Annotated in this window: 9 protein-coding genes; 2 read left to right on the plus strand and 7 right to left on the minus strand. The window is 73.4% G+C overall.

Going from position 1 to position 13,381, the window contains the following annotated elements; translation table 11 throughout:
- Positions 1–313: 313 nt before the first annotated feature.
- From QF030_RS16540 to QF030_RS16550, 3 genes are read right to left on the minus strand one after another with little or no spacing between them, the layout of a single operon-like run.
- Entirely contained in the window at positions 314–946 is a 633-nt protein-coding gene (locus tag QF030_RS16540; protein WP_307163447.1) for a GNAT family N-acetyltransferase, read from the minus strand.
- Positions 943–2,229: a 3-phosphoshikimate 1-carboxyvinyltransferase gene (gene aroA, locus QF030_RS16545; RefSeq protein ID WP_307163448.1), complete on the minus strand. Its 1,287-nt coding sequence runs from the start codon at positions 2,227–2,229 to the stop codon at positions 943–945. The genes QF030_RS16540 and aroA overlap by 4 nt, the downstream gene beginning before the upstream one ends.
- Before the next feature lie 5 nt (positions 2,230–2,234).
- Complete coding sequence (locus QF030_RS16550; protein WP_307163449.1) at positions 2,235–3,224, minus strand: EamA family transporter; 990 nt, start codon at positions 3,222–3,224, stop codon at positions 2,235–2,237.
- 87 nt (positions 3,225–3,311) lie between these two features.
- On the opposite strand from QF030_RS16550, the gene QF030_RS16555 reads away from it, so the two are divergent.
- Both QF030_RS16555 and QF030_RS16560 read left to right on the plus strand, forming a co-directional pair.
- Positions 3,312–4,283, plus strand: coding sequence for a LysR family transcriptional regulator (locus QF030_RS16555; RefSeq protein ID WP_307163450.1), 972 nt, complete (start codon positions 3,312–3,314; stop codon positions 4,281–4,283).
- A 161-nt stretch (positions 4,284–4,444) separates the two neighbouring features.
- Positions 4,445–6,229 carry a glycoside hydrolase family 3 protein gene (locus tag QF030_RS16560; protein ID WP_307163452.1) on the plus strand — a complete coding sequence of 595 codons (1,785 nt, stop codon included), beginning with the start codon at positions 4,445–4,447 and terminating at the stop codon, positions 6,227–6,229.
- A gap of 148 nt (positions 6,230–6,377) precedes the next feature.
- On the opposite strand, the gene QF030_RS16565 is transcribed toward QF030_RS16560, so the two are convergent.
- From QF030_RS16565 to QF030_RS16580, 4 genes are all read right to left on the minus strand, one after another.
- A complete protein-coding gene (locus tag QF030_RS16565; protein WP_307163453.1) occupies positions 6,378–7,808 on the minus strand; it encodes a S28 family serine protease in 1,431 nt (476 codons plus the stop codon).
- Between the two features lie 109 nt (positions 7,809–7,917).
- A complete protein-coding gene (locus tag QF030_RS16570; RefSeq protein WP_307163454.1) occupies positions 7,918–8,340 on the minus strand; it encodes a hypothetical protein in 423 nt (140 codons plus the stop codon).
- A 62-nt stretch (positions 8,341–8,402) separates the two neighbouring features.
- On the minus strand, positions 8,403–12,134 hold the full coding sequence (locus QF030_RS16575) for an ABC transporter ATP-binding protein (RefSeq protein ID WP_307163455.1): 3,732 nt from the start codon (positions 12,132–12,134) through the stop codon (positions 8,403–8,405).
- 91 nt (positions 12,135–12,225) lie between these two features.
- Positions 12,226–13,335, minus strand: coding sequence for an esterase-like activity of phytase family protein (locus QF030_RS16580; protein ID WP_307163456.1), 1,110 nt, complete (start codon positions 13,333–13,335; stop codon positions 12,226–12,228).
- Positions 13,336–13,381 lie beyond the last annotated feature (46 nt).

Here is a 13,381-nt window from a genome sequence, read left to right on the forward strand (position 1 = left end):
TCACGGTCGCCGCTCCCCCGGACCAGGGCCGCCCTGCCGGGGACGGCCCGGGTGGCCCGTACGGCCGGTCGGCAGGGCGCGCAGGACCCGGGTGAGCAGCAGCGACGCCCGGCAGCGGAGACCGCCGGGAAGCAGAGGGCGTTGCCGGACCGTTCCGGGTCGCAGGGTTCCCGCGTCCGGTTTCGCAGGTGCAGGAGCACGGCGGCGAGGGCGCGTCACAGAAGGGCGCCGGCAGTCGTGACGACGGTTTCCGGCGCGCGGGACGGCACCTCCCCGGGCCGGACGAAGCGCCGGGCCGCGTTCCCGGCGGCGCTCACCGCGCGCACGGCAGGTATCGCGCCACCCGCTCGGCCAACCGCCGCTCGCACTCCGGCCATTCCTCCGCCGTGATGGAGAAGATCGCGGAGTCGCGCAGGCGGTCGTCCTCGCCCGGTGCCCAGGAGCGGGACCAGTTGCGCAGGACGCCCTCGAAGCGGGCGCCGACGCCGGCGATGGCCGCGCGGGAACGGGCGTTGCGGGCGTCCGTCTTCAGGTCGACCCGGGAGACGCCCCAGTGGGCGAAGGCGTGCCGGAAGAGCAGGAGCTTGGCCTCGGCGTTGATGCCCGTGCCCTGAGCGGAACCGGCCAGCCAGGTGAAACCCACCTCGACGGCGTCCAGTTGCTCGTCGGTCCGCCAGGAACGCGGCTCCCAGAACGACGTCGCGCCGACCGCCCGGCCGGAGGCGAGGGAGATCTGCGCGTAGGGCGCGAGCCTGCCGGTCGCCGCGCGGGCGAGCTGGGCGTCGACGTAGGCCCCGACCTCGTGCGCCCTCGGCACCCAGGTGAAGGCGTACGTCTGCCGGTTCTCCTCCGCCGCCACCGCCAGCTCGGCCGTGTGCCGTGGCGCCAGCGGTTCCAGGCGCACCAGCGCGCCCTCGAGGAGCGGTCCCTCCAGCTTGAAACTCACCCGTCGCTGTCCTTCCGCAGTACCTTCGCCAGTTCCGCGAACGCCTCGTGGAAACCGGGGAAAGTCTTGCGGACGCAGCCGGGGTCGTCGAACGAGATTCCGGGGACCCGCAGTCCGGTCACCGCGAAGGACATGACGATGCGGTGGTCTCCGTAGGTCTTGATGTCGGCGCCCGCGAGCGAACCGCGCGCACCGGAACCGGCCGTACCCGAACCGGCCGCCCCGGGCCTGATCTCGATCCAGTCGGGGCCGGTCGCCACCTCGGCGCCCAGCCGCCGGAGGTTCTCCGCGCAGGCCTCCAGGCGGTCGCACTCCTTCACCCGCGTGTTCGCCACGTCCTCGATGCGTACGGGGCCGGAGGCGAAGGGGGCGATCGCGGCGAGGGTCGGCATGGTGTCGGAGATGTCCCGCATGTTGACCGTGAGGCCGCGGAGTTCACCGGTCCCGGACACGGTCGTACGGTCCGCGCCGACCTCCACCCGGGCGCCCATCCGCCGCAGCACGTCCACGAAGCCCAGGTCGCCCTGGAGCGCGCGCCCGCCGAGGCCCGGCACGGTCACCTCGCCGCCGGTCAGCGCTGCCGCCGCGAAGAAGTAGCTCGCGGTGGAGGCGTCGGGTTCGATCGCGTAGGTCGTGGCCCGGTAGCCGCCCGGCGGGACGACGTAGGTGTCCCCCTCGCGCCCCACCTCCACCCCGAACGCCCGCATCATCGCGATCGTGATCTCGACGTACGGCACCGAGACCAGGTCGGTCACGGTGACGCGCAGGCCGGTGCGGGTGAGCGGGCCGAGCAGCAGGAGGGCGGTCAGGTACTGGGAGGACTGGCCGGCGTCCAGCACCACGTCCCCGCCCTCGACGCCGGCCGCCCGCACGGTCAGCGGGTGGTGGCCCTCCGCCTCCTCGTGCCGAAGGTCCACGCCCAGGTCGCGCAGGGCGCGGGTGAGCGGGAGCAGGGGGCGGCGACGCATCTGCGGGGAGGCGTCGAAGCGGTAGGTGCCGTGGCCGGCGGCGGCGAGGGTCGGCAGGAAGCGTGCGGTGGTCGCGCCGTCCCGGCAGTAGACGTCGGCCTCGGCGAGCGCCGGGCCCTGCGGGCGGCCGTCGACCTGCCAGGCGTCCGGTGTGCGTCCCACGCGGTAGCCGAGCCGCGTCAGGCCCTCGGCGAATCCCTCGGTGTCGTCGGAGCGCAGCGGCCGCTGGAGGGTGGTGACGCCGTCGGCGGCCGCCGCCAGGAACAGGGCGCGCGCGGTGAGGGACTTGGAACCGGGGATGTCGACGAGGGCCATGCCCCTCATGATCCCGCGCGGGTCCGCTCCGTTGCCGGTACGTCCACGGGATGGACGGGAGTCGGGACGGTTTCCCCCGGCTGAACGGCGGGTTCGGCGGTGGGCCGTGCGGCCTGCCGTGCGGTCTGCCGTGCGGCTCTCCCCGCCGGTGCGAGCGAGGTCAGTGCCACCCCGCCCACCAGCAGCGCCGCCGCGCACCAGCGCAGGCCGCTCACCGGCTCGCCGAGGAAGAGGGCGGCCGACGTCATGCCGAAGACGGGGACCAGGAGGGAGAAGGGGGCCACCGTGGACGCCGGGTGGCGACGCAGCAGCCAGCCCCAGGCGCCGAAGCCGAAGACCGTGGTGACCCAGGCGACGTAGGCGACCGTGCCGGCACCCTGCCAGTCCAGCGCGCGCAGCGCTGCCAGGTCCCGCGACGGGCCCTCGGTGAGCAGGGAAAGGGCGAACAGGGGCAGCACCGGGACCGTGCTCACCCAGACCATGAAGTTCAGCGCGTCCGGCGGGGAGGCCCGGCGGGTGAGGACGTTCGACCCGCCCCAGCAGGCCGCCGCCGCGATGACCAGCGCGAACGCGCCGAGCGAACCGGAGGCGCCCTCGTCGGCCGCGGCCACTCCGATCCCGGCGAGGGCCACGGCCATGCCCAGCAGCCCGACCCGGGTGGGGCGTTCGCCGAGCACCACGAAGGCGATGACGGCCGTGAACACCGCTTGGATCTGGAGGACCAGCGACGACAGGCCGGCCGGCATCCCCGCGTCCATGCCGACGAACAGCAGTCCGAACTTCGCCACCCCCAGCACCAGGCCCACTGCGACGATCCATCTCCAGGCCACCTTCGGGCGGCCCACGAGGAACACCGCGGGCAGGGCGGCCACCAGGAAACGCAGGGCCGAGAAGAGCAGCGGCGGGAAGTGACCGAGGCCGATCTCGACGACGGTGAAGTTCACGCCCCAGACGGCGGCGACGAGGACGGCGAGGGCGAGGTGGGAGGGGCGCATACGCCGAGGATCACGCGTCCGGACCGTGAAGCACCAGCGACGACTTCTGCATGGTTGGATGAAGGAACGCTACCGATTGGACTCACGGTGCTCGACCTCCAGCGACTGCGCGCCCTGCACGCCGTCTCCGTCCACGGCACCGTCGGCGCCGCGGCCGCCGCTCTCGGCTACACGCCGTCGGCGGTCTCGCAGCAGATCACCAAGCTGGAACGGGAGACCCGGACGGTCCTTCTGGAGCGGGCCGGGCGCGGTATCCGACTCACCGACGAGGCGCTTCAACTAGCCTCTGTCGCAAAGGAGTTGCTGGCGATCGTCGAGCGGGCCGAGACCGGCCTCGAGGAGCGGCGCGGGGTGCCGGCCGGGCGGCTGACCATCGCCGCGTTCGCCTCGGCGGCGCGCGGACTGCTGCCCCGCGTCCTCGCCGACCTGGCCCGTCGGCACCCGGCCCTGGACGCCCGGCTCACCGAGGTCGATCCGCATCTGTCCGTGGACCTGGTGGCGAAGGGGGCCGTCGATCTCGCCGTCGCGCACGACTGGGACATCGCCCCGCTGCCCGCACCGGCGGGCGTCGAGCACGCGGTGATCGGCGACGACGCGTGCGACCTGCTGGTACCCGAGGGGCATGCCTTCGCGGGGCGGACGGGCGTACGGCGGGAGGAACTGGGCGGGGAGCGGTGGATCTGCCAGCCGCCGGGCCGGGTCTGCCACGACTGGCTGGTGCGCACGCTGCGGACGGCGGGGCACGAGCCCGACCTCGTCCACACGGCCGAGGAGAACCCGACGCTCGTCGCCCTGGTGGCCGCGGGCCTCGGGGTCGCGCTCATCCCCCGTCTCGGGCGTGGCCCGCTGCCGCCCGGGGTCGTGGAGGTCCCGCTCGACCCGACGCCCGTACGGCGGCTGTACGCCCTGTGGCGGACGGGGGCGGCCCGGCGTCCGGCGATCGCGGAGGCGGTGCGGGTGCTCCGCGAACAGTGGCCGACCGCCTCGGCCCACCGGACCGCGGCCCCCGGCACCCCGGCCCACCGGCAGGCCGGACACGTCGGACCGGCGGCGTCCTGACGCCCCCCCCACAGCTGCTGGTGGGCGGGGTGTGGGGGGCGTCGGGGTGCTGTCGGTGGGAGGCGGCGGGGCCGTCATCGGCGCGCCTCCCTCCCATGCGCCGACGACGGCGCCCTCCGCGGGTAGCGTGCGGCACCGGCCCCCCACCGGAAGGAGCGCACATGCCCTCCAGACGCACCCTCCTCGCCGCAGGCGCGGGCGTCACCGCCACCCTCGCCGTCGGCGGTTCGGCACACGCGGACGAGCGTCGTCCCGGCGAACTCCTCGCCCGGATGACCCTGGAGGAGAAGGTCGGCCAGGTCTTCGTCTCGCGGGTGTACGGCCACTCGGCGACCGCGCCCGACCAGGCCGACGTCGACGCCAACCTCGGCGAACTCGGCGTACGCACGGCCGCCGAGCTGCTCGCCCGGTACCGGCTCGGCGGGATCGTCTACTTCGGCTGGGCGCACAACACCCGCGACCCGCGGCAGCTCGCGGACCTCTCCAACGGCATCCAGCGGGCCTCCCTCCAGCAGCCGCGCGGCCTGCCGGTGCTGATCTCCACCGACCAGGAGCACGGTGCCGTCTGCCGGGTGGGCCGCCCCGCCACCCTCTTCCCGGGCGCCATGGCGATCGGCGCCGGGGGCAGTCGTGCCGACGCCCGAACCCTCGGCCGCCTCGCCGGCCGTGAGCTGCGGGCAATGGGCGTCCGGCAGAACTACTCCCCGGTCGCCGACGTCAACGTGAACCCGGCCAATCCGGTCATCGGCGTCCGCTCCTTCGGCGCCGACCCGGCCGCGGTGGCCGCCCTGGTCGCGGCGGAGGCCGAGGGCTACCGGGCGGCGGGAGTGGCGGCGACCGCCAAGCACTTCCCCGGGCACGGCGACACCGCCGTCGACAGCCACACCGGCTTCCCCGTCATCACCCACTCGCGCGAGGAGTGGGAGACGCTGGACGCGGCGCCCTTCCGGGCGGCGATCGCGGCCGGTGTCGACTCCCTCATGACCGCCCACATCCTGGTCCCCGCCCTCGACGCGTCCGGGGACCCCGCCACCCTCTCCCGTCCGATCGTCACCGGCATCCTGCGCGAGAAGCTCGGCTACGACGGGGTCGTGGTCACCGACGCCCTCGACATGGCGGGCGTGCGCACGAAGTACGGCGACGACCGGGTGCCGGTGCTCGCGCTGAAGGCCGGCGTCGACCAGCTCCTCAACCCGCCGGACCTGGACGTGGCCTGGAACGCCGTCCTGAAGGCCGTACGGGACGGGGAGCTCACGGAGCAGCGGCTCGACGTGTCGGTCCTGCGGATCCTGCGGCTGAAGTCACGGCTGGGGCTGTTCGAGGAACCGTACGTCGGCCCGGCCGAGGTCGGGCGGACGGTCGGGGCGCCGGAGCATCTCGCCGCCGCCGACCGGATCGCCGAGCGGACCACGACCCTGCTGGTCAACGAGGGGCCGCTGCTGCCGCTCTCACCCCGGACCCACCCCCGGCTGCTGGTGGTGGGGGCCGACCCGGCCTCCCCCACCGGCACCACGGGCCCGCCCACCGGCGTTCTCGCCGCCGCCCTCACCGGACTGGGGTTCACGGCGACGGCCCTGCCCACGGGCACCGCTCCCTCCGCCGAGACGGTCGCCGGGGCGGTGACGGCCGCGGCCGGGGCGGACGCCGTGGTGGTCGCGACCTGCAACGTCACGGCGGCCGACGCGCAGCGGACGCTGGTGGAACGACTGGCGGCGACCGGACGGCCGGTGGTGGCGGTGGCCGTGCGCAACCCGTACGACGTGGCCCTGCTCCCGTCCGTCCGGGCCTGCCTGGCCGCCTACTCCTGGACCGACGTCGAACTGCGGGCCGCCGCCCGGGTGATCGCCGGGGCCGTGGAACCGCGCGGCAAGCTGCCGGTGCCCGTCCGCCGGGCGGACGATCCGACGCGGGTGCTGTACCCGATCGGGCACGGCCTGACGTACTAGGCAGGCGTACGCCGAGCGCGGTGGTGCAGCCCCGGGTGGCGCGGGCCGGGGACGACCGGGCGAAGTGCCCGGTCGTCCCCGGCCCGCTGCGTCCGGCTCGACGGGGGCGCGCATCCGGTGGGACGGGCGCGGCCGGGGCCGGTCGCGCTCAGGGACGCAGCGCGGGCTCCCGCTCGACGTCCCGGACGTCCAGCGCCGCGTCGAACTTCGCCAGCGGCTCGGCCCGGGAGACGGCGGTGGGCGCGACGCCCGCCCAGGCCAGGATCCGGGCGGTGGCCAGCGCCTTCTGGTCGGCGACCAGACCGGCGACGTTCGCGCCGTGGTTCAGGCCGGGGGCCGTGAAGACGTAGCTGTCCTGCGCGCCCTTGCCGAGCCGGAAGCGTTCCGCTCCCCACGGGTCGTTCTGGCCGTAGACGAACAGCATGTGGTGGGCGTTGTGCTTGACCCACGTGTCGACGTCACGCATCGCCGACGGCTGGAACCTCATGGTGATGTCGCGGGGGACGAAGTTGCGCGGGGGCTGGTAGCCGTAGCGGATGTACTTCTTCTCGATGGACGGGAAGTGGATGGTGGGGGCGCCCAGTTGGGTGCCCGCCTGGTAGTAGTACGGGGTGTACGGGGACAGGCCCTGGTCCGTGTAGAACGAGAAGCCCGAGATCGTGTCGATGGACGTCCAGATGTCGTCGTCCGTCGCCGTGGCCGCGTTCGCCGGGATCGACTCGCAGTCGGACAGCAGGCTGTACTGCCAGAAGCCCCAGACGTAGTCGAGGACGACCGCCTCGTAGGCGCGGTCCAGGCTGCCGATGGTGGTGAAGGTGTAGCCGTTCTCCGCCGCGTACGACGCGTACGTCTTCTCCAGCTGCTCCCGGCGCACCAGCGCCTCGCGCTGCACGGCGTTCAGGCGGTCGCGGCACTCCTCGGTGCCGACGCCCGCGAAGAAGCGGTCATAGGCGGAGTCCTCGTCGTTGACGACGTCGTTCGGGGCCACGTAGGCCACCACGCCGTCCATGTCCCTGGGGTAGAAGCGTTCGTAGTAGGTCGCCGTCATGCCGCCCTTGGAGCCGCCCGTGGAGAGCCAGTTCTTCGGGTAGATCTTCTTCAGCGCCTCGAAGATGCGGTGCTGGTCGCTCGCCGCCTGCCAGATGTCCAGCTTGGACCAGTCGGCCGGGTCGGGGCGGGAGAGCGTGAAGAAGCGGTACTCCATGGAGACCTGGTTGCCGTCCACGATCTGGGTGGGCTCGCGGCGGCCGGGGGTGGTGGAGACGCCGTAGCCGCCGGTGTAGAAGACCGTGGGACGCGCGGCGTCCTTGTGCAGCACGGTGATCCGCTGCTGGAACGTGCCCTTCGCGGGGTGCCGGTGGTCCACCGGCTGGGTGTAGTTCAGGACGAAGTACCGGTAGCCGGGATACGGCTTCTCCTCGATCAGGCTCATACCCGGTACGGCGAGGAGCTGGTCCTCGATGTCCGTGCCGGCGGAGGCCCTGGGCTCGGCGGCGGTGGCCGCCCCTGCCGTGGCCGCCGTGCTCAAGGTGCCTATGAGCACCGTGAGCGCCAGCAGCCATCTGAGCGCCTTGCGCATGCGCGTGCACCCTCCCTGTGAGACAGATGTGCGTCGCCGGAAGCTATCGGAGCAACACGCGTCACACCAGAGGGGGTTGGCGCTCGGCGCCGTCAAGTGGCCGGTCGGCTCAGCAGAGGATCCAGCCCGAGCGGTACGACCCGCCGGCCACCGCGCCCGTCACCCGCACGCACCGGTGCCCCGCGTGGACCCTGACCGCGGGGGAACTGCGGGTGTCCTTCCTCGACCTCGACACGGCGACATGGCCGCGCGCCTGCACGCTCACCGAGATCAGGCGCTTGGTGCCGGGGTTCTTCTGGACGGTGACGGCGCAGACGTAACCGCCGCCCTTGTAGACCAGCACGGAGCCGGTGGAGAAGGCCAGGGTCCGCACCTTGCGGCCCGGGCAGGACGAGGCGGAGGTCGCGGCCTGGGCGCTGCCCGGCGCGACGACGGCGAGCAGCCCCGACACGGTCAGCAGGACCAGCCCGAGCACCAGCCGCCGGACTGTCGCACTTCTCGCCCCTGCGCCCACGGTCCCCGCCTCCCACATCCGCCGTACTCACGATCGCCGTACTGATGTACGGACGCACGAGTCCCGCCGGATGGTTGCCCTCACACCACCGCGGGCTCGTCCTCGCCGACGAACGTGCGCCAGAGGTGGGCGTACCGCCCGCCCAGGGCCAGGAGTTCGTCGTGGGTGCCGTCCTCCACGACCCGGCCGTGGTCCATGACGACGACGCGGTCCGCTCGGGCGGCGGTGGTCAGGCGGTGGGCCACGACCAGGGTGGTGCGGCGGCCCGCCAGACGGTCCGTGGCCTGGTTGACCTGGGCTTCGGTGGCCAGGTCGAGGGCGGCCGTCGCCTCGTCGAGGAGCAGGACGTCCGGGTCGACGAGCTCGGCGCGGGCCAGCGCGATCAGCTGGCGCTGGCCCGCGGAGAGGTTGCGGCCGCGCTCGGCGACCTCGTGGAGGTAGCCGCCGTCGAGGGTGGCGATCATCTCGTGCGCGCCGACCGACCTGGCCGCCGCCTCCACCTCGGCGTCGGTGGCGTCGGGCCGGCCGTAGGCGATGGCGTCGCGGACGGTGCCGGGGAAGAGGTACGCCTCCTGCGGGACGACGCCCAGCCGGTGGCGGTAGGAGGTGAGGTCGAGGGCGCGCAGGTCCGTGCCGTCCACGGTGACCCGGCCGCCGGTGGGGTCGTAGAACCGGGCCACCAGCTTGACCAGGGTCGACTTGCCCGCGCCGGTCTCGCCGACGAAGGCGACGGTCTGACCGGCCGGAATCCTCAACTCGATGTCGGCCAGGGCCGCTTCGGGTTCGCCGTCGGACCCGTACCTGAAGTGCACGTCCTCGAAGGCGATCTCGCCGCGCAGCGAGAGCACCTCGCGCGGCTCGTCGGCGGACTCGGTGGACGCCGGCTCCCGGAGCAGCTCCTGGATCCGGCCCAGCGAGACGGTCGCCTGCTGGTACCCGTCGAAGACCTGGGAGAGCTGCTGGACGGGGGCGAAGAACAGGTCGATGTAGAGGAGGTACGCGACCAGCGCGCCGGTGGTGAGGGTCGCCGCGTCCACCCGGCCCGCGCCCGCGATCAGGACCGCCGCCGCCGCGACGGAGGCGAGCAGCTGCACGAACGGGAAGTAGATCGAGATCAGCCACTGGCCCCGGATGCGCGCCGCGCGGTAGTCGGCGCTGCGCTGCGCGAACCGGGCCGCGCCGTCCCGCTCGCGCCCGAAGGCCTGCACGATCCGGAGCCCGGACACCGACTCCTGGAGGTCGGCGTTGACCGTGGACACCCGCTCGCGGGCGAGTTCGTACGCCTTCACGCTCGCCCGGCGGAAGAAGTACGTCGCGACGACCAGGGGCGGGAGCGTCGCGAAGACGATCAGCGCGAGCTGTACGTCGATGACCAGCAGGGCGCCCATGATGCCGAAGAAGGTGACGACCGAGACGAAGGCGGTGACCAGGCCGGTCTGCAGGAAGGTGGAGAGGGCGTCGACGTCCGTCGTCATCCTCGTCATGATCCGGCCGGTCAGCTCCCGCTCGTAGTAGTCGAGTCCGAGGCGCTGGAGCTGGGCGAAGATCTTCAGCCGGAGGGTGTAGAGGACGCGTTCGCCGGTCCGGCCGGTCATCCGGATCTCGCCGGTCTGCGCGACCCACTGCACCAGCACGGCGAGCAGGGCGAGCAGCGAGGCCGCCCAGACGGCCCCCAGCGCCGCCCGGGTCACGCCCTGGTCGATGCCGTGCCGGATCATCACCGGCAGCAGCAGGCTCGTCCCGGCGTCGACGGCGACCAGGCCGAGGCTGACGAGGAGGGGTGCGCCGAAGCCGCGCAGCAGCCTGCGCAGGCCGTACGACTCCTCCGGCCGGACCGCCTGCCGTTCGTCGATCTCGGGGATGTCGGCGGCCGGGGGCAGCGCCTCGATCTGGGCGAGCAGTTCGGGAGTGGCCGGCATGCCGGAGAGGGCGTTGTCCTTCGGCTCCCGGTCGCCGGTCCACAGCCGGGGCGTCACCCCCCGTTCGGCGTCGAACTCGGCGTCCAGTTCCTCGCGGACGGTGGTGTCCTCGCCCGGTGCCGGGGAGGGCCGGGCGTGGCCGGGCGAGACCCCGCCGAGTTCGTCGGGGTCGGTGAGCAGGCGGCGGTAGAGCGCGGAGCGCTGCTGGAGCTCCTCGTGCGTGCCGAGGTCGGCGAGGCGCCCGGCGTCCAGGACGGCGATGCGGTCGGCGAGGTTGAGGGTGGAGCGGCGATGCGCGATGAGCAGCGTGGTGCGGCCCTGCATGACCTGTTTGAGGGCCTCGTGGATCTCGTGCTCGACCGCCGCGTCCACGGCCGAGGTCGCGTCGTCGAGGACCAGCAGGCGCGGGTCGGTGAGGATCGCCCGGGCGAGCGCGACCCGCTGGCGCTGGCCGCCGGAGAGGGTGAGGCCGTGCTCGCCGACCGTCGTGTCGTAGCCCTCGGGCAGCTCGGCGATGAACCGGTCGGCCTGGGCGGCGCGGGCGGCCGCCTCGATCTGCTCCTGGGTGGCCTCGGGACGGCCGTAGGCGATGTTGGCGCGGACGGTGTCGGAGAAGAGGAAGGAGTCCTCGGGAACCAGGCCGATCGCGGCCCGCAGCGAGTCGAGGGTGAGCTCGCGGACGTCGTGGCCGCCGATCAGGACGGCGCCCCGGCCGACGTCGTAGAAGCGGGGCAGCAGGAGGGAGACCGTGGACTTGCCCGAGCCGGAGGACCCCACCACCGCGAGGGTCTCGCCGGGGCGGATCTCGAAGCTGAGGCCGTCGAGGACGGGCCGGCCGGGGTCGTAGCCGAAGCTCACGTCGTCGAACTCGACGGTGGCGGGGGCGTCGGCGGGCAGCTCCCTGGTGCCGTCCTTCATCGACGGTTCGGTGTCGATGAGCTCCAGGACGCGTTCCGTGCCCGCGCGGGCCTGCTGGCCGACCGTGAGGACCACGGCGAGCATCCGCACCGGGCCGACCAGCTGGGCGAGGTAGGTGGAGAAGGCGACGAAGGTGCCGAGGGTGATGTGGCCGCGCACGGCCAGCCAGCCGCCGAGCGCCAGCATGGCGACCTGACCGAGGGCGGGGACGGCCTGGAGGGCGGGGGTGTAGGCCGAGTTCAGGCGGATCGTGCGCAGCCGGCCGGCGAAGAGCCGGCGGCCGACCTCGCGCAGTTTGCCGGTCTCCTGGTCCTCCTGGCCGAAGCCCTTCACGACCCGTACACCGCTGACGGCTCCGTCGACCACACCCGCGACGGCCGCCGCCTGGGCCTGGGCGTACCAGGTGGCGGGGTGGAGCTTGGTGCGGCTGCGCCTGGCGATGTACGCGAGGGCGGGCGCCACGGCGAGGGCGACCAGGGTGAGCGGGAGGGACAGCCAGGCCATGATGACCAGGGAGATCAGGAAGAGCAGCAGGTTCCCGATCGTCATCGGGAGCATGAAGAGCAGACCCTGGATCAGCTGGAGGTCGCTGGTGGCGCGGCCCACCACCTGGCCGGTGGACAGCTCGTCCTGACGTCGGCCGTCGAGGCGGGTGATCGTCTCGAACATCTCGGTCCGCAGGTCGTGCTGGACGTCGAGGGCGAGGCGGCCGCCGTAGTAGCGGCGGACGAAGGTGAGGACGTAGACGAGGACGGCGGCGGCGAGCAGGGCTCCCGCCCAGGGGGCCATGTCCCGGGTGTGGCCGCCGATCACATCGTCGATGATCACCTTGGTGACGAGCGGAACCAGTGCCATGACGGCCATGCCGGCGAGCGAGGAGCCGAGCGCGAGCACGACGTTCGCCGGGTGGCGCCAGGCGTACCCGGCCAGTCTGCGCGCCCAGCCTCGCCGCTGCTCCCCCTGCTGCACTGCCACGCCGATGCCTTCCTGTCGTCCGGGTCCGCCGGAAGGCACCAACGCCGGAAGAAGCGGATTTCATCCCTCCGCAACAAACGGGGGCACCGGATCAGACGCGTACGTGCAGGAAGAGGAAACGCGTCGTCTGCGCCGCGTTCTGGTTGTCGTCGCTGACCAGCAGCACCTTCAGGCGGCCCTTGTCCCGGCCGGTGATCACCAGTCCCTCGATGTTGTCGAGCAGCGGGTTCGGCTGGGGCTGCCTGGCGGTCGCTCCCAGTGACGGGCACGTCACGACGTCCGTGAGGAGGGTCTTCCTGATCGGGCGTACGCCGTCCTGTCCCGTCAGGTTCCCGATGCCGCCGGTGTCCGTCGCGTGCCGCGGGTCGGCCAGGTAGAGGCGGACCGTATTGCCGACGCCCGAGGTGAAGCCGCGCTCCAGGACCAGGAGGCGGCCGTCGGGAGCGGCCTGCACCTCGGGGACGCCGAGACCCGCGTCGACCGGGTAGGCGTACTGGGCGGCGAGGCGGAAGTGCCCCGCCGCCGTGCGCTGCCAGGTCTGGAAGCGGACCAGGCCGCCGGTGTCGCCGGAGAGGGGGTACTCCATCGAGGCCAGCAGCGTGCGACCGCCCGGCAGCAGGGTCAGGCCCTCGAAGGTGCCGTTGGAGACGGCCCGGCCGGCCGGGGCGACCCGCAGGTCGTCCGGGACGGGCAGGCGGTCCAGGATCGTGCCGCTCGCGCTGTAGCGGCGGATCGACGGCTCGGTCTCGGAGCTGACCAGCCGGCTGCCGTCCCGGTCGACGACCAGCCCCTCGCTGTCGAGCGCGGCGCCGCTCTCGTCGGCGAGCGGGACGACCGACCTCGGGGCCAGGGTCCTGGCGTCCAGGCCGAAGAGCGAGGAACGGTCGGAGAGGGCCGCGAGGGAGCCGTCCCGGTCCACGGCGAGCGCGGAGAGGTTGCCGACGAAGGCGCCGTCGAAGGTCGTCTTGTCGAGGGCGTCGGAGAAACCGTCGAGGGACACGGCCGGTGAACAGGCGTTGTTCTTCGCCGTGTTGGCGGCAGTGGCCGTGGCGGTGTTGGCGGCAGTGGCCGTGGCGGTGTTCGCGGCCGTGTTCGCGGCAGTGGTGGTGGTCGGGTGGGCGTTCGCGGGCCCGGCGGCGGTGAGAGCGGTGGCCGCCGCCAGGCCGGCGGTGAGGGTGGCGAGTACGGTTCGCAGGCGCATGGGGGTCACCGTAGGCCGGGTCGGTGACGTGCGGTGGGACACCGCG

This window comes from Streptomyces rishiriensis (assembly GCF_030815485.1).
GTDB classification, from domain to species: Bacteria; Actinomycetota; Actinomycetes; order Streptomycetales; family Streptomycetaceae; genus Streptomyces; species Streptomyces rishiriensis_A.

Excerpts from the sequence above, each read along its gene's own strand:
- aroA (WP_307163448.1), bottom strand. The coding sequence starts at position 2,229 with ATGGCCCTCGTCGACATCCCCGGTTCCAAGTCCCTCACCGCGCGCGCC.
- QF030_RS16570 (WP_307163454.1), bottom strand. The coding sequence starts at position 8,340 with ATGTGGGAGGCGGGGACCGTGGGCGCAGGGGCGAGAAGTGCGACAGTC.
- QF030_RS16560 (WP_307163452.1), top strand. The coding sequence starts at position 4,445 with ATGCCCTCCAGACGCACCCTCCTCGCCGCAGGCGCGGGCGTCACCGCC.
- QF030_RS16550 (WP_307163449.1), bottom strand. The coding sequence starts at position 3,224 with ATGCGCCCCTCCCACCTCGCCCTCGCCGTCCTCGTCGCCGCCGTCTGG.
- QF030_RS16580 (WP_307163456.1), bottom strand. The coding sequence starts at position 13,335 with ATGCGCCTGCGAACCGTACTCGCCACCCTCACCGCCGGCCTGGCGGCG.
- QF030_RS16565 (WP_307163453.1), bottom strand. The coding sequence starts at position 7,808 with ATGCGCAAGGCGCTCAGATGGCTGCTGGCGCTCACGGTGCTCATAGGC.